This is a genomic window from Vibrio sp. 1457 (genome assembly GCF_033340195.1).
Taxonomy (GTDB): domain Bacteria; phylum Pseudomonadota; class Gammaproteobacteria; order Enterobacterales; family Vibrionaceae; genus Vibrio; species Vibrio alginolyticus.
In genome coordinates this window covers 1-16,828 of record NZ_JAWOWA010000044.1, presented here as the reverse complement: position 1 = coordinate 16,828, position 16,828 = coordinate 1, and the positions used below count along the sequence as shown (strand labels likewise).

Sequence of the window (16,828 nt, the reverse complement as noted above, 5' to 3'; positions counted from 1 at the left end):
TCCTGTCTTTCCACCTAAATTTAACCCCATTCCTCGTCGGCGTCGTCGTACTAATCACCTTCAACAATTCCCGTCGTCGACGTCAGAGAAATCATGCGGGTAATCAGGTGATGTGATTTTGCTGGTGGATATGGGCGTGATTCATGGCAGGGTTTCTATGTTGATTGTGCAGTGATATTGCGTCAGACCTTCGCTCATAATCGATTGGTCCGCAGTTCAAGTCTGCGAGGGGCCACCATATTTCGAAAGGCGTAGCAGGTTAATACCTACTACGCCTTTTTTGTATCTTATATCTTTGGGTACAGTTTCGGTTGCGGTAACTCGTCACTAACCTCGTAATAGCTTTTCTTCTTCCCCTCTTCTTTAACTATTATCTGGCTTTCTATACGAGCAATAGAAACAAAATGTCTGCTCGTGATTTAAACCATTGACCCTCAGACAACTTCTGATAGTATGGACATATAAACGTATGGACGTCTAAAGCAAAAATGGAGCTACAATGAAAAGTATTGGTCACTTAAAGAAACTAGCTTTGATTCTCACGGCAGTAGTCGGCTTAAGCGCTTGTGGAGAAAAAGATGACTCTGTCATTAAAGTGGGCGCGACAGTTGGACCACATGCACAAGTAGTCGAGGCGGTAGCGAAGGAGGCAGCGAAGCAAGGTTTGAATGTCGAAGTCATTGAGTTTTCTGACTACGTGACACCTAATGCCGCTCTTAGCGATGGTAGCATCGATATTAATAGCTATCAGCACCAGCCATTTTTAGACAACTTCAACAGTAGCCATAACGCCCAATTAGTATCAATTGGTCAGTCCATTCTTATGCGTATGGGGCTTTATTCCAATAAGTATCGCTCACTGCAAGAGCTTCCAAACAATGCACGTATAGCGCTTCCAAATGACCCTACCAACGGTGGTCGTGGTCTGTTGCTACTCGCCGATGCAGGTTTAATTGAGCTGAAACAGGGTGTTGGCCATAAAGCCGCCCTAACTGATATCACAAAAAACGCAAAATCATTTGAATTTGTCGAGGTAGATGCCGCTCAGCTACCAAGAACATTAGATGATGTGGACGCGGCTGCGATTACAATGAACTACGTAATGTCTTCTGGTTTAGATCCGAAGAAACAAAGTATCTATCTTGAAGCAAAAGACGCCCCATTAGCAGTCATGGTCATCGCCACTCGTGACGCAGACAAAAATAATGAAGCGTATAAAAAGTTCGTTTCTATTTATCAATCTCAAGCGATTCGTGATTATCTCGATCGCACTTTCAAAGGCACAATCGAAGCAGCTTTTTAATCAATAAAGCAGCGACTACTTTGCCCCACGAATCAGATAGAAAAGAGGCTAATGTTTTCTCATAGCCTCTTCTTTTCATTACTCACTAAATCGACTCATTGTCGACTTTCAGCCTCTAACTTCATTGCCAAATAAGCTTGATCAGCAGAAACCAATTCAGGGCGGTTAATCAACTTCCAGAGGAAGTATGGTGGGATTAAAAATACGATGAAGTAGAGAGATTCATGGAAAAAAACATCGGCTATCGTTTGCTGATGCTCCCAAAGTGCCGTCAGTGCGAAGAGCTCTAACATCACGCCTAATACGCCAAAGACGACAGAGACAACAATCGCTAAACCCAGTAGTTCTCTAACAAAGTGCTTGTATGCCATGATACTAATTCCTTCTAGCAATAAGTCATACTAACTTACGCTCATAAGAAACAAGTGAGCTTGATTATTATCAAACTCACCTCATCACTGTTAAGAACTTAGTTTTATAAAAAAGTACTTGTATATAGCGTCAGCGAAGACTGATTTCCCTATCACAGAGCATAGATACCTCTACAAATAGAAGGTGATGGAACGACCAACTATTGACTATATGAGCGCAACTTTAATCAGATAAGTAATATTGAACCGTCGATACCACTCGTACTTTCTTAATGTAAGGCGTGTTGCTGTCTCGGTCATAAATCGAGAACTGCCCTTGAGTTGCACGTTTGATCTTACCCAGTGAACTCTGTGAGTCTTTCGCAAATTTCTCAGCCACTTCACGCGCATTCTTAGTCGCTTCTTCGATCATGTCTGGCTTCACATCATTCAGCTTAGTAAAGCTGTACTCAACACGATTTGCATAAGGATCTTGGTTAAGCAAAACGCCTTGTTTTCCTAGCTCACCTATTTCATTGATTGCCGCTCGAACAACATCAACACTCTGGCTGTAAACCGTAACGGTTCGCGAGGCCAAATAACGATACTCAATGTCTTGCTCGCTCCCATATTGCTGTGCTTTTCTGTCAATGACCGCTGGGGAAGAAAGGGAAACGCTGGTTTCAGGAAGCCCTTTGGCACTTAGAAAGTCCAAAATCAAACGGGTTTGCTGGTCAATTTCATCAAACATGGCCCCCATATCATTACTCGCTAGAGTAAATTGAATCGGCCAAATCACCGTATCAGCAGGATACTCACGCTCCGACAAACCTTTTACTGTCACGACTCTTTCATAGGCTCGGTATTTCACCGCCGTCTGCTGCATAAAATAGCCAAGGATGCCAAGACCAAGTATCAAACTTAGCCCAATCCAAAGTGCTGCTTTATTGGAAACTCGTTCCATTATTTCCCCCTGATAAATATCAACTTAGCTTAATCTTTGTTCTAGATAAGATAGCCTATCTATTGTTTTAAGAGGGAGACATAACGCGAGTTTTGATTCATAGCACAGTGATATACCGTTTTCTTTAGTCAATAAAGCTTCATTGGTTTGTCACCAAAGGCTCATGCTTTTGCCTCTGAACTGTCATCTGTAATTTCTACTATCCAATCAGCAACTTGTACGCTGAGGTAAATATGGATAGTTCAACCCCTTTTCGTCTCCCTCGTAAAACGCCGTTTGGCATTGGTGAAAACGTTGCTGAATGGGCAACCGGTTTAAACCAACTTGATAAGTTCTACGCCCAACGCCCCGTTAATGCCGATACCAAAACTTTTCTCCGCTTCACGCTGGATGTCTTAGGTATCGATTATCGCATTGCTCATGGTTCACTCGACTCAGTACCTAAACAAGGTGCTACCGTCATTGTGGCGAACCATCCGCTTGGTTGTGTGGAAGGCGTCATCTTGGCCGAACTCTTGTTGATGGTACGAGACGATATCCAAATTCTAGCCAATCAATACCTGAAAACCGTGCCGGAGTTAGATCAGCTCTTTATTGGTGTCGATGTATTTGAAGGCAAAGACGCCGTCAAATCGAATATGAAAGCCCTGAGAGCGGCCAATAAACACCTCGCAAGTGGCGGCTTATTGCTTGTCTTTCCTGCCGGCGAGGTTTCCCAGTTAGTCGATGCCAAACAGCAACGCTTGGAAGACAAAGCGTGGAGTCGAAGCGTAAGCAGCCTAATCCGAAAAAACAAAGCAACAACAGTTCCAGTGTTCATCAGTGGTCAGAACTCGAAACGCTTCTATATGGCAGGGAAAATCCATCCACTTTTGCGTACCCTACTGCTTGGTCGAGAGTTGCTAAACAAACATGCGCAAACCATTGATTTATCTTTTGGCCAAGTGATCAAATTCAAAGAGATCAACACACTTAACGATGATCAAGTGGTGAACTATTTGCGGCTCAACACTTACTTGCTCAATCGTGAAACCCATTCAGTGAAGCCTTCTTCTTCATCAGAAATGCTCTCTCCAATAGCGGCAGGGTTACCCGTAGGCGAATTGCTTGAAGAGCTGAACAACTTACCAAAAGAGTCCAAGCTGCTAACAAGTGGTGAGTTCGATGTTTACTGCACGGAGTCGCAGAACATCCCTTCCCTACTGCATGAAATTGGTCGCCTACGTGAGCTCAATTTTCGACAGGTTGGCGAAGGGACAGGACTAGCAATAGACATTGACCATTTCGATCATGATTACCTGCATCTGTTTGTGTGGGACAGAGAAAACCAATGCTTGGTGGGCGCGTATCGTTTAGGTCTAGTTGATCAACTGATTGAAAAGCGCGGCGTAGCAGGTCTGTATTCACGAACGTTGTTTAACTATGACCAACGCTTTATAGACCAAATGGGTAAATCCATCGAAATGGGGCGCTCAGTGATTGCACAGCAATATCAGAAGAGCATGAGCGCGCTACTGTTGCTGTGGAAAGGCATCGCAACCTTCGTTCATCAAAATCCTGATTACACTCACCTATTTGGTCCGGTAAGCATTAGCAACGATTATAGCGATACTGCACGTCAATTACTGGCTCAATCAATGACACTGCACCACTACGACAACAACTGTGCAGAATACGTCACGCCTTCTAACCCACTTCCTGAGCACCACCGTGACTGGAATACCAGCATGCTCACCGCTCTGGGTGATTTACAGCTATTGTCACGTGTCATTGCCAGAATCGATGAAGGGAAAGGAGTGCCCGTTTTGCTGCGTCAGTACTTAAGCCTCAATGGCAAGCTGGTATGCTTCAACATCGACCCTGCATTCAATAACGCTCTAGATGGATTGATTATGGTGGATTTGCGCGATGTTCAAGAAAAGACGTTGGCAAGGTATATGGGACGCGAGCAAGCTCATGACTACCTCGTCTATCATACTAATAGCAACGATGATTAAGAACAGTGATTAAGTAGAGAGTTGGGAATCACAAGAAGAACCGTGTGGCGACTCTCTTTATTTACCCTTTCATCAACTAATTAGGCGTGCTCCGTGAAGTGCGCCGAAAAGACTCTCATAGATACAATCTATCGAAAGATCTAGATAGCATTTATCTCACCAATTCCGTCACAAACTTTCACAAAAAACAAAAACAAATCCAGGTCACACTTTAAATCCACCACAACTCAACACAAAACGTGACATTGATCATTACAAGTATTTAATTCGAATTTCAAAAAAAATCAAAAGTGATCAAAGTCACAAAGTATTTTAATTTTAAATTTGTCAGAAGATCGGATTGATCACTAAGATTTTTATTGACAGATTTGAAAGTGGCTTTTTGTTATTAAGTTACAAGTTAATAAGTTGAACTTGGTCACTTAAAAACCGTTTCTCAGCCTAAGAAATGCGGGCGTAGATCACGAAAAACCCGTTGTCAGTTCCAATTGGAAAATGTGTGGTAAATTGATTGGGTACTAAGCAATCAAACAAACGGTTTTGGCGAACCGTTTACTACAACAAGATTCATCAGAACATCGAACGGGGAATTGTTATGATATCACCAGATGCCAAGATCAAGATACAAAATTTTGGTCGTTTTCTGTCAAACATGGTAATGCCAAACATCGGCGCGTTTATCGCGTGGGGCTTTATCACTGCTCTATTTATCCCAACTGGATGGCTACCAAACGAAACGTTAGCCTCTATGGTTGGCCCAATGATTACCTACTTGCTGCCACTACTTATCGGTTACACCGGTGGTAAATTAGTTGGTGGCGATCGTGGTGCGGTAGTCGGTGCAATCACAACAATGGGTGTGATTGTCGGCACAGACATCCCAATGTTTATGGGGGCAATGATGGTCGGCCCAATGGGCGGCTGGGCTATCAAGAAATTCGATAACTACATCGATGGTAAAGTAAAAAGTGGCTTCGAGATGTTGGTTAACAACTTCTCTGCGGGCATCATCGGCATGCTATGTGCGATCCTTGCTTTCATCTTTATCGGTCCATTCGTAAAAATTCTTTCTGGTGGCTTGGCGGCTGGCGTTAACTTCCTAGTTTCTGCTCACCTACTACCACTGACTTCAATCTTCGTTGAACCTGCGAAGATCCTGTTCCTAAACAATGCGATCAACCACGGTATTTTCTCTCCACTGGGTATCCAACAAGCGTCTGAAACAGGTCAATCGATCTTCTTCCTAATCGAAGCAAACCCAGGTCCTGGTCTAGGTATCCTGCTAGCTTACATGGTGTTTGGTAAAGGTACGGCTCGTCAAACGGCAGGTGGTGCATCAATCATCCACTTCTTCGGCGGTATCCACGAGATTTACTTCCCATACATCCTAATGAACCCTCGCCTAATCCTTGCGGCTATCGCAGGTGGTATGACTGGCGTATTCGTTCTAACTATCTTTAACGCAGGTATTGTTTCTCCAGCATCACCAGGTTCAATCTTTGCAATCTTGTTGATGACTCAGAAAGGCTCAATCGTTGGTGTTCTAGCGTCTATCGCAGCAGCAACAGGTGTGTCATTCGCGGTAGCAGCTCTGCTAATGAAGACGCAAACGTCAACAGAAGAAGACGGTGATGAAGCAGCACTAGAAAAAGCAACATCACAAATGAAAGACATGAAATCTGCATCTAAAAACGATGCGGTGGTAAACAGCCAAAGCAAAGGTGACGTAGACCTAGCGACAGTACAAAGCATCATTGTCGCTTGTGATGCGGGCATGGGCTCGAGTGCAATGGGCGCGAGCATGCTACGCAAAAAGGTTCAAGACGCAGGTCTGAACATCCACGTAACCAACCTTGCCATTAACAGCTTACCAGAGAGTGCAGATATCGTGATTACTCATAAAGACTTAACGGATCGTGCTCGTAAGCATGCTCCAAACGCACACCACATTTCATTGACTAACTTCCTAGACAGCGAGATGTACAACCAGCTAGTCACCAAACTACTAGCAGCGCAAAACCAATCCGCAGCCAATGACGACCAAATGGTAAAAGTTTCGCTCGTGGCAGCAAACGACGACAACTTCGAGCCACAGCAAACGTCGGTGTTCCAAATCCAGCGTGAAAACATTCACCTAGGTTTGAAAGCTGCCAACAAAGAAGAAGCGATTCGCTTCGCAGGCAACAAGTTGGTCGAACTTGGCTACGCAGAACCAGAATACGTAGACGCGATGTTTGAGCGTGAAGCATTGGTTCCAACTTACCTAGGCGAATCTATCGCAGTGCCTCACGGCACGGTAGAAGCGAAAGACCGCGTGAAGAAAACCGGCATTGTAATCTGCCAATACCCATCGGGTATCCAATTTACTGAAGACGACGATGATGTAGCGAAACTGGTTATCGGCATTGCCGCTAAGAACGATGAGCACATCCAGGTGATTACCACCATTACGAACGCGCTCGATGAGCCGGAGGCAATTGAGAAGCTAACCAGCACCAACGATGTGGAAGAGATTCTAAACATCCTTGGCAGTCAACAAGCGGCTTAATTACCCCTTTAATTTGCTCCTGAGGCAAATGAGGTCAGCTGTCACCCCCTATGCGGTTGGCCTCCCCCTAGTTTCGTAAGTCAACATTTTAGACATTGGTAGGTAAGAATTATGAAAAACGCAGTTCATTTTGGCGCAGGTAACATTGGTCGTGGCTTCATCGGAAAACTCTTAGCAGATGCAGAAGTCGAGGTCACATTTGCAGACGTTGACGCTCCACTCGTCGACCAACTGAGTCACAAGCAAGAATACAAAGTAAAAGTGGTCGGTACTGAGTGCCAAATCGACACAGTAACTCACGTCACCGCGGTAAACTCAGCCAGTGAAGATGTCATTGACCGCATTGTAAAAACCGACTTGGTCACAACAGCGGTTGGCCCTAACGTACTGGACATCATTGCAAAAACCATCGCTACCGGCATTGCTAAGCGCTTTGCAGCAGGTAACGATAAGCCATTGAACATCATCGCGTGTGAAAACATGGTTCGTGGCACCACACACCTAAAAGGTGAAGTGTACAAACACTTGGATGAATCATTGCACGCGAAAGCAGACGAATTGGTTGGCTTTGTCGATTCAGCGGTAGACCGCATCGTGCCACCAGCAGAAGCAGCGAACGATGACCCACTAGAAGTGACGGTAGAGAGCTTTAGCGAATGGATTGTGGATGAGCAGCAATTCAAGGGCGAAATCCCTGACATAGCTGGCATGGAAAGAACCAACAACCTAATGGCATTCGTAGAACGCAAGCTATTCACTCTCAATACAGGCCACTGCATTACCGCTTACCTAGGTTGCTTGAAAGGCCATCACACCATTCGTGAAGCAATTGAAGACCCAAGCATTCACGCTGAAGTAAAACAGGCGATGCAAGAGAGTGGTGAAGTGCTGATCAAACGTTACGGCTTCGACCGTGACATGCACAACGCCTACATCGAGAAGATTTTAGGACGCTTTGCCAACCCATACTTAGTGGATGAGGTGGATCGCGTAGGTCGTCAACCAATTCGAAAATTGGGTGCAAACGATAGATTAGTGAAGCCTTTACTCGGTACAATTGAGTATGGCACTGAAAATCAAACACTTTTGAAAGGCATTGCCGCTGCGTTGAAGTACACTAACGACACTGACCCACAAGCCGTAGAGCTACAAAACTCATTAAAAGAAGTGGGAGTGAAGAAGACGCTAGCGACATACACAGGTCTTGCAGAAGACAGCGATGAAGTGGCTCAAATCGAGACACTTTACAACCAACTTTGATTTACCTAGGGGAGCTCGGCTCCCCTTCTATGTCCTTCTCTGCTTGAAGAGTTGGGATAGCTAATAATTAGAAATGTATTCAGTATATGGCAGATAACATCAACGAAACCGAGATCATTGAGCGATTAAACAGCGCACCATCGGTACGAGGCTTTTTCATTGCAGCAGTCGACGTTTTTAACGATTCGATCGACGGGTTAGTGCAAAGAATCTTTCGTAAAGATAACTTCGCTGTTCAATCGGTTGTCGGTCCGCTGCTACAAGACTCTGGACCGCTGGGCGATCTGTCTGTTCGTTTGAAGTTATTGTTTGGCTTGGGAGTGCTCCCCGATGATATTTACCACGACATCGAAGACATCATCAAACTCAAAAACCAACTCAATAGTGACGCTTCAGATTACGAATTCACTGACCCGAATATTCTAGAACCAATTAAGAAACTGCACTTGGTGAAGAAAATGGGCATGGTACAACTGGAAGTCAGCGAACCAGATGACGACATCGACCTTGAGTTTTATCAGCTACAACTGCAACGTCAACAACAAATCATTAAGTCAGGGCTCTCACTTGCCATTGTCGAGATTTGCAATGAGCTCGGCAAAGACAGCCCTTTTTAATCGAAAAACTGGCACGGAAGCCTCCTCAACTCGCCCCTCTTTTTGCACATTCTTCTATACAACGTGCGTGAAAGCCATCACAGTCCATATTCCGATGTCTCTGTAACATCAGACCAATCTATCGCTAGTATTGAAACGGGATCGCATGCTTTCAATCGAAGACACTAAAACTAAGTGGGAGTTTTTCCAGAAACACCACTGGGTATCTCCAGAATTTTCCCGCACTCCCGTCCTCGAGTCGTGGGAGCGTTGCATAAAGCAATGCAGCCCTTACACCTGGTCAAAACCACATATTGCCTCTGGATTTACCTTCTCATCTCTAATGAAGCGCAACGAACATCTCATCGAATGCGCCACGACCGTACTTGAAGACACTTACGACATGCTAGGTGACGAAGACCTGGTATTGATGGTAACCGATGGCAACGGCTGTATTCTCTCCACCGTCGGGCACGACTCTATGCGACAAGAGATGCAAACGCTCGGCATAAAACAAGGCTGTTTTCTCTCCGAAGGAAAGATAGGCACAAATGCAGTCAATCTCTGTATCAACACTCATATCCCGTGTGAAGTTTTTGCCGCCGAACATTTCAATCGCCACTTGCACTCTTATGCCTCTGTAGCGGCGCCTGTTTTCGACCAATTTGGCAAATTACGCGGTACAACATGCCTTTTCAGAAAAGCGGAAAGCTATAAGAAAGAAGACTTAGTCATCATCGCGTCGAGCGCGAAAGAAGTCAGCTTGCAAATCCACATTCAGTCGGAACAAGAGAACATGAACCGCCTCACTTGTGCGCATAACGCAACGTTAGAGTGCATCGATGATGGCCTTCTGGCCTGGGATGAAGAAAATCGCATCACCATGGTAAATCACCAGTCCGAGCGTTTGTTAAACATTGAAGCCAGTCAGGTCTTGGATAAAGAAGTCTTTTCTGTTTTGCGCTTCCCACCGAATGTCCTTACTAGTATTGAGTCAGGTGCGAGCATAAACCGTAAACTCACAACGGTAGAGGTTCGTGGCGAGTTTGTTGAGGCGATCATCACCTTGCGTCCACTCAACGACGGCACACACTTATTGTTCTTGCACCCTATCGATAAAATTCGCGAACTTGCTCAACAACAAATAGGTGGCAGTGCGCGCTATACGTTCAGCACTTTGCCTGTCATTTCACGAAAAATGAAGCATGTCATTACCGTGGCAAAACGGGCCATAAAGTCCAAATCACCGATTCTAATTACGGGTGAAGAAGGTGTAGGAAAAGCCACTCTCGCCATGGCGATTCATAACGAAAGCACCTACAAAGAAGGGCCGTTCATTACGCTCAACTGCCGCTCCATCAATACAGAGCAACTGGTCAAAGAAACCCTGGGGTATGACGAAGGGCAAGGCATGCCTTCAAAGTTTGAGCTCGCCCATGGCGGTACGCTCTTTTTAGAAAAGGTGGAATATCTGTCGCCCGATTTACAAGCCGTGCTACTTAAGTTGTTAAAAACTGGGCTCGTCAGCCGCAGCGACAGTTTGCGATTGATCCCCGTAGACTTTCAACTTATCACGAGCACCGCTTCAGAGATCAGCGAGTATGTCACTCAACGCTCATTTGGTCGGCAACTTTATTATGAAATCTCCTCGAACGAGCTGCATATTCCGCCACTACGAAAGCGTAAAGAAGACATTGAATTTCTCGTCCAGCAGCTTATCAGCCATTATGAACGCCGCCACAATGTGACGATCTCGATAGAGCCAGTCGCACTGGAAGCGTTGATGAATTTTCGTTGGTCAGGCAACAACTCTGAATTAAGAAATCGAACTGAGCGAATTTTGCTTAACCGCAGTTCCAACTTAATCAAGCTGAACGATATTCCTGAAGACATTAAACTGAATTCTCGCCATACCGCAGAAAATACGCCAGTAATCACGTTAGAAGAAGCCGAGAGAAGAGCTATCGTTCAAGCTTGGAATCAGTGTGATGGCAAAATGCATGATATGGCGAAAGCATTGCAAATTGGCCGCACGACCTTATGGAGAAAAATTAATAAGTTTGGGCTGCAGGAGCAAATGAAGCTGTATTAAGCCGTGAATTGGCGTTCCTATAACAAAAGTAAAACCGGCGTAAGCACGCCGGTACAGATGTACTAACGATAAGGTATCGATTAAACATCGACAGACAACTGACGAATCTGCGCTTTTAGTCCCGGGAGCATACTTGAACTGGCGCTGAATTTTCGCAACCCCACGCGAAGCAATGTTTCTGTGGCATTTGGATCGCCAGCCATCTCACCACACATACTAACCGGTATGCCCGCGCGATCGCCTGCTGCACACGTGAGCTCAATGGCTTTTAGTACCGATGGTTCAAAGTAGTTCACCAATTCAGCAACGGCGGCGTTACCTCGATCGGCGGCCATAACATATTGAGTCAAATCATTGGTGCCGATAGAGAAAAAGTCGACTTCTTGGGCTAACGCATCAGCATTTAATACCGCGGCTGGCACCTCAATCATAATACCAACGGGCAAATGAGTCGCATCCAAGCCGAGTTGGTTTGCTTGATGCGCCAACAGCGCTTTTACTTTTCTCACTTCTTCAACCTGAGCCACCATCGGTATCATCAATTGAATATTCGGTTGCTCGTGAAAGGCTCTCAGAATGGCTCGAAGTTGAGCGGTAAACAATGACTCATGTTGAAGGCACAACCGCACCCCTCTCAAACCTAAAAATGGATTATCTTCTGCTGGCATAGGATAAGCGGCTAAAGGCTTGTCACCGCCAACATCTAGACTACGAATCGTAAGTGGCTTATCACCAAGTGCGGCAGCAATATCACGATACACTTGGTATTGCACTTCCTCAGTCGGCAACTCATCACTGTTTTGAAATAGAAACTCAGTCCGGAATAGACCAACGCCCTCAGCTCCTGATGTTAGTGCATCATCAATATCTTTCGGTCCACCAATATTGGCGAATACTGGAATATGGACACCATCACAGGTGACTGCGGCTTGCTGAGCACTCGCTAGTGCACTTTGTCGGGTGCTTTGCCACTCAATTTGTTGCGCTTCTAATTCCTGTTGTATTGCATCTGAAGGAGAAAACCATAAATGCCCTCGAAAGCCATCAATAGTCACCACTTGCCCAGCACGCACAGCATCAAGGCAACCCTGAGCTTTAACGATGGCAGGAATCCCCATCGCACGAGCAAGAATCGCACTGTGAGAGGTTTTCCCTCCCTCACTCAAACAGATACCAAGCACTTTCGATTTATCAAGCCCGGCCACATCAGAAGGCATCAGGTCGCGGGCCAACAAAATACTCGGTTCCTGAATGTCGATGGCATTAGGCGTTACGCCTGTCATTTCGACCATAACTTGGCGTGCTATATCATGTACATCTGCTTCGCGTTCCCGCATGTACTGACTTTCTGCCTGGCGAAACTCTTCGGCCAACGTTTGCAGTGATTCTACCCAAGCTTGCTCGGCTATCATGCCCGTTTGAATTCGCGACTCGACCGATGCCCATAATTCTGGGTCACTGAGCATCATGCTATGAGCAGCAAATATTTCCCCTTTCGGCTGCTTCGCTTGCTCCTGCAAATGTTGAACAACCACGCCTATCGCACGCTTAACCCGTTCAATTTCATCTTGTTCACTTTGGAAATCACGTTCAGGCACTGCTGGCATTTCATGAGTAAAAAGGACAGCAGGAGCAGTAGCGATACCGTCATTGACTCGAATACCAACAACAGCACCTTCAATCTGATTTGAGGCCATGCCATCGAGCAGAGTATCTGAACTTTCTTCAGGTTCGATAATGCCTTGCTCAACCGCCTCTTTTTCTCCGAAGTGCTCATAAGCTAAGGCTTCAAATGCCTTGATTGCTTCACTGGATTGAGAGCCGAGTGCGCACAGCGTGATCGTCTCTTGGCTACGAACGCCAAGTTTCGCAATGCTGTTTAAGCTTTTCGCGTTCACACGGCGCTCGCCTTTTTTCAACCATAATTGGCAGTCAAAAGGCGCGAGTGCACCAACAATGGCCGCAGCGGGACGAGCATGTAATCCATGCGGATTTTGCACTACCCAATCAAATGTCCATTCTTGCTCAAAGTTCTCTGATACTGGCGCTATCTCAGCGGATGTTAGTGGCTGATCACCAAGGTGCTCTTGTTTTACGCTTAACGCACTCTGTGCCTCTTCGACTACCGTCGATAAAGGCAGTCCGGCGGCGGCAGCCACCGACGCCGCCATGGTTCCTTCAACAATAGGTGCCGAGATAAGGGTGACATTTTCCCTCACATGATCATCAATCAGATCCAGAGCCATTTCCGTGCTAAGCAACGCGCTGCCAAGATCCATCAACACAACAACCCCTTGTTGATCTTGTACCTGCTCAATCGCTTCCATCACGGCAATGGCATCGGTTCCGATCGGGTTCTCTGGATCATCAATCCCAGCAGCAATCGCAAGCTTGGCTTTGCCTTGCGTCATTTGGGTGGCAAGTTCTGCCACCCCTTCGGCAAGTCGACGACTATGAGATACAACTACAATTCCCACCATCTTAATTACCTGCTATTGCCTGCTGTAGTGCTTTAATCATTAACAAAGAAGAGGTTGCACCGGGATCTTGGTGACCAATACTGCGTTCACCTAAATAGCTTGCTCGCCCTTTTTTCGCCAACATTTCAATCGTGGCAACCGCGTTCGTTTCTGCTAGCTCAACCATTTCATTAAGTAAGTGATCGGCGCTCATGCCATTTTCTAACGACGCCTTCACGCTAACTAAAACGGGTAACCAAACATCACACATGGTTTTATCACCCAGCTCTGCTTTACCACGAGACACCACGCCATCCACACCGCTTTTTAGTGCATCCACTAACTCTTCAAACGTTAATTGCTCTCGAGTTCCGACAGCGGCAGCCGTACGAATAAACAGCGTGCCATACAGCGGGCCACTTGCCCCACCGACACTAGAAAGCAAGGTCATACCCGTATTCTTGAGAATGCTGCCGATATTTTGGTCCGCAAATTGCGGCAGTTTTTCAGCAACTTTTTTAAAGCCACGGTTCATATTGAGACCGTGGTCGGCGTCACCAATATCACGATCAAGGTCGGTCAGAAAATCTTGATTCTCTTGATACGTTTTTGCACATAACTCTAGCCAGTGAACGATATGTTGTTTTTCAATTTGCATGTTTGCTCTCCCCTGTTACCACTTGATCGCGGCCGTATCGACAGGAGCATCAAACAGCTCCAACATCTCTTTGTCTGCCTTTAGCAACGTAATCGAAACGCCTTCCATATCAAGTGACGTACAGAAGTTACCAACCATATTACGCACGATACGGAACCCTGCTTGCTCGCAGTTATGAGCCAGACGACGGTACACTCCGTAAAGCTCTGAAGTTGGCGTACCACCCATACCATTCACCATCACGATGTAGTCGTGTTCAGCGGCGAAAGGCTCAATGCTGGATTCCACTTCATCCCATTCACCTTCGTCACGATTCCAAATACGCAATGTGCGCTGATAAGGTGTGTTTTCAGCAACTTCAGCAAACATTTCATCCACTAACGTATCGACATCGGTGTATTTCACTCGCTTGATACCTGGTTCACCATGGATACCAACACCAAACTCAACTTCATCATCTTCCAGAACAAAAGATGGTTTACCTGCTGCGGGTACAACACAAGCATTAAGCGCCACGCCAAATGAACGACAGTGATTATTAACGCGACGAGCCAGTGCTTCACATTGCTCCAACGAATAACCTTTGCTCGCGGCAGCCCCAACTAACTTTTCAACCAATACCGTTCCAGCTACGCCACGGCGACCAGCGGTATACAGGCTGTCTTTGACTGCAACATCGTCATCCACCAACACCGACCCAACTTTGATGCCATCGGTATGAAGCAGCTCCACAGCCGTTTCAAAGTTCAACACGTCTCCGGTGTAGTTTTTAATGATAAATAGCACGCCTTCACCAGTATTCACTTGGTTGCCACATTCGTACATTTGATCTGGCGTTGGTGAAGTAAATACCTCTCCAGGGCAGGCGCCTGTCAGCATGCCTTTACCAATAAAACCAGCGTGCAAAGGTTCATGACCACAGCCACCACCAGAAACCAGTGCCACTTGCCCCGGTGTTTCCTCGTGCCACATGTAACGAGGTTCGTAGTTCGCTTTTAGCTCTGGGCGAGATAAAGCCAGACCTTCCATTTGCTGGAATACAACATCATCAATTTGGTTAATTAATTTTTTCATCGTTCTATCTCATTCCATTTATATTTTTATGTAGGGTATGAATTCATCTTAAACAGAGAAAAAGCGTGCTCAACAAAAATCAATTCGTTTCATATTGAAACGAAATCTTCGGCATTTTTGTTTCAATATGAAACGTAAAACGACAAATTTTCCTGAATAGTGATCGGCGCCATAAAGCATGCTGATGCTTATTACTTCTGACAGTCGGTTTGACACAGAGGTCATAAAAGCATGGAACAAAACCAGAGATATCCTTCACCACCTACCACACCAAACCTAATATAAACCTTATCCCTACAATGGATATTCATTGCAGTCCAAAACACACATAAAAAAGGTTAAAGGTTTGAATTATGGACAAAATTATTATCAGCCCAAGCAAATACGTCCAAGGTGAACAAGTACTTACATCTATCGCTCACTATGTGAAAACATTGGGTGAACGTCCGTTAGTAATTGCCGATGAGTTCGTGACTAACCTGGTTGGTGATGACGTCAAGCAAAGTTTTGCTGACGAAAAGCTTCCACTCACTATGAACATTTTTGGTGGCGAATGTTCGCGCGTTGAGATTGAACGCATCACGGACATTTGTGCCACTCAGAAACACGATGTCATTGTCGGTATTGGTGGTGGTAAAACGTTAGATACAGCAAAGGCTGTTGCGTTTTACACAAAAATTCCTGTCGTGGTGGTTCCTACGATTGCCTCGACTGATGCGCCAACCTCAGCGCTTGCGGTGATATACACACCTGAAGGTGAATTTGCAGAATATTTGATGATCCCTAAAAACCCAGACATGGTCATCATGGATACGTCAGTCATCGCCAAAGCCCCTGTTCGCTTACTTGTATCGGGGATGGGCGACGCGCTTTCCACCTACTTTGAAGCTCGTGCCAACATGACTTCTGGTAAGGCAACAATGGCTGGTGGGTTAGCGACGCGTTCAGCACAAGCGCTTGCGAAACTTTGCTATGAAACCTTGCTTGAAGATGGTGTAAAAGCAAAAGCTGCGGTAGAAAATGGTGTGAGCACCAAAGCGGTAGAAAACATTATTGAAGCCAATACATACCTAAGCGGTATCGGTTTTGAAAGCAGTGGTCTAGCGGGTGCTCACGCTATTCATAACGGCCTAACTAAGCTTGAAGAGTGTCATCATCTCTATCATGGTGAGAAAGTCGCGTTCGGCACACTTGTTCAGCTGGTACTAGAAAACGCAGCGATGGAAGAGATTAATACGGTTCTTGCATTCTGCCGCTCTGTAGGTCTACCAACCAACTTATTTGATATGGGCGTTAAAGAGCTTAACCACGCTAAGTTGCGCGAGGTCGCCGAAGCCTCAACGGCCGAGGGAGAAACCATCCACAATATGCCATTCCCAGTGACGGCAGAAAATGTCTACTCTGCAATTCTAACCGCTCACCAGTTGGGTCAATAACTCCCCCCCTTAAAGTGCAATGTAGTTCACTTAAGAGGAGCCGCGTAGCGATTAACAGGGTATCGGGTCTTTGATATTTTTACCGCCCTAG

The 16,828-nt window shown here is 45.8% G+C and carries 12 protein-coding genes; 7 read left to right on the top strand and 5 right to left on the bottom strand.

What is annotated here, in order from left to right; translation table 11 throughout:
• Positions 1–499: 499 nt before the first annotated feature.
• Entirely contained in the window at positions 500–1,303 is an 804-nt protein-coding gene (locus tag R7Z41_RS23150; protein WP_017633488.1) for a MetQ/NlpA family ABC transporter substrate-binding protein, read from the top strand.
• A 95-nt stretch (positions 1,304–1,398) separates the two neighbouring features.
• Here R7Z41_RS23150 and R7Z41_RS23145 read toward each other — a convergent pair whose 3' ends face one another.
• Both R7Z41_RS23145 and R7Z41_RS23140 read right to left on the bottom strand, forming a co-directional pair.
• Positions 1,399–1,674, bottom strand: a complete 276-nt coding sequence (locus R7Z41_RS23145; protein WP_005379716.1) for a hypothetical protein — start codon at positions 1,672–1,674, stop codon at positions 1,399–1,401.
• Positions 1,675–1,897: 223 nt separating this feature from the next.
• Positions 1,898–2,617: an SIMPL domain-containing protein gene (locus R7Z41_RS23140; RefSeq protein ID WP_005379714.1), complete on the bottom strand. Its 720-nt coding sequence runs from the start codon at positions 2,615–2,617 to the stop codon at positions 1,898–1,900.
• A 233-nt stretch (positions 2,618–2,850) separates the two neighbouring features.
• Between R7Z41_RS23140 and R7Z41_RS23135 the strand changes: the two genes are divergently transcribed.
• The 5 genes from R7Z41_RS23135 to dhaR all read left to right on the top strand — a co-directional run bounded on the left by R7Z41_RS23135 (position 2,851) and on the right by dhaR (position 11,110).
• Positions 2,851–4,614, top strand: coding sequence for a lysophospholipid acyltransferase family protein (locus R7Z41_RS23135; RefSeq protein ID WP_064377418.1), 1,764 nt, complete (start codon positions 2,851–2,853; stop codon positions 4,612–4,614).
• Positions 4,615–5,209: 595 nt separating this feature from the next.
• A complete protein-coding gene (locus tag R7Z41_RS23130; protein ID WP_149192009.1) occupies positions 5,210–7,162 on the top strand; it encodes a PTS mannitol transporter subunit IICBA in 1,953 nt (650 codons plus the stop codon).
• Positions 7,163–7,273: 111 nt separating this feature from the next.
• A complete protein-coding gene (locus R7Z41_RS23125) occupies positions 7,274–8,422 on the top strand; it encodes a mannitol-1-phosphate 5-dehydrogenase (RefSeq protein WP_149192008.1) in 1,149 nt (382 codons plus the stop codon).
• Between the two features lie 86 nt (positions 8,423–8,508).
• Positions 8,509–9,039, top strand: coding sequence for an MltR family transcriptional regulator (locus R7Z41_RS23120; protein WP_005379708.1), 531 nt, complete (start codon positions 8,509–8,511; stop codon positions 9,037–9,039).
• A gap of 145 nt (positions 9,040–9,184) precedes the next feature.
• A complete protein-coding gene (gene dhaR, locus R7Z41_RS23115) occupies positions 9,185–11,110 on the top strand; it encodes a dihydroxyacetone kinase operon transcriptional regulator DhaR (protein WP_065274141.1) in 1,926 nt (641 codons plus the stop codon).
• Positions 11,111–11,190: 80 nt separating this feature from the next.
• Here the strand turns inward: dhaR and ptsP are convergent, their stop codons facing one another.
• Genes ptsP through dhaK form a run of 3 tightly spaced genes read right to left on the bottom strand, consistent with a single transcriptional unit; the run spans position 11,191 to position 15,301 of the window.
• Positions 11,191–13,590 carry a phosphoenolpyruvate--protein phosphotransferase gene (ptsP, locus tag R7Z41_RS23110; protein ID WP_225478111.1) on the bottom strand — a complete coding sequence of 800 codons (2,400 nt, stop codon included), beginning with the start codon at positions 13,588–13,590 and terminating at the stop codon, positions 11,191–11,193.
• A 1-nt stretch (position 13,591) separates the two neighbouring features.
• On the bottom strand, positions 13,592–14,227 hold the full coding sequence (gene dhaL, locus R7Z41_RS23105) for a dihydroxyacetone kinase subunit DhaL (RefSeq protein WP_005379705.1): 636 nt from the start codon (positions 14,225–14,227) through the stop codon (positions 13,592–13,594).
• 15 nt (positions 14,228–14,242) lie between these two features.
• A complete protein-coding gene (dhaK, locus tag R7Z41_RS23100; protein ID WP_206970480.1) occupies positions 14,243–15,301 on the bottom strand; it encodes a dihydroxyacetone kinase subunit DhaK in 1,059 nt (352 codons plus the stop codon).
• 353 nt (positions 15,302–15,654) lie between these two features.
• Between dhaK and R7Z41_RS23095 the strand changes: the two genes are divergently transcribed.
• Complete coding sequence (locus tag R7Z41_RS23095) at positions 15,655–16,737, top strand: glycerol dehydrogenase (protein WP_005379703.1); 1,083 nt, start codon at positions 15,655–15,657, stop codon at positions 16,735–16,737.
• The last annotated feature ends 91 nt before the right edge of the window (positions 16,738–16,828 follow it).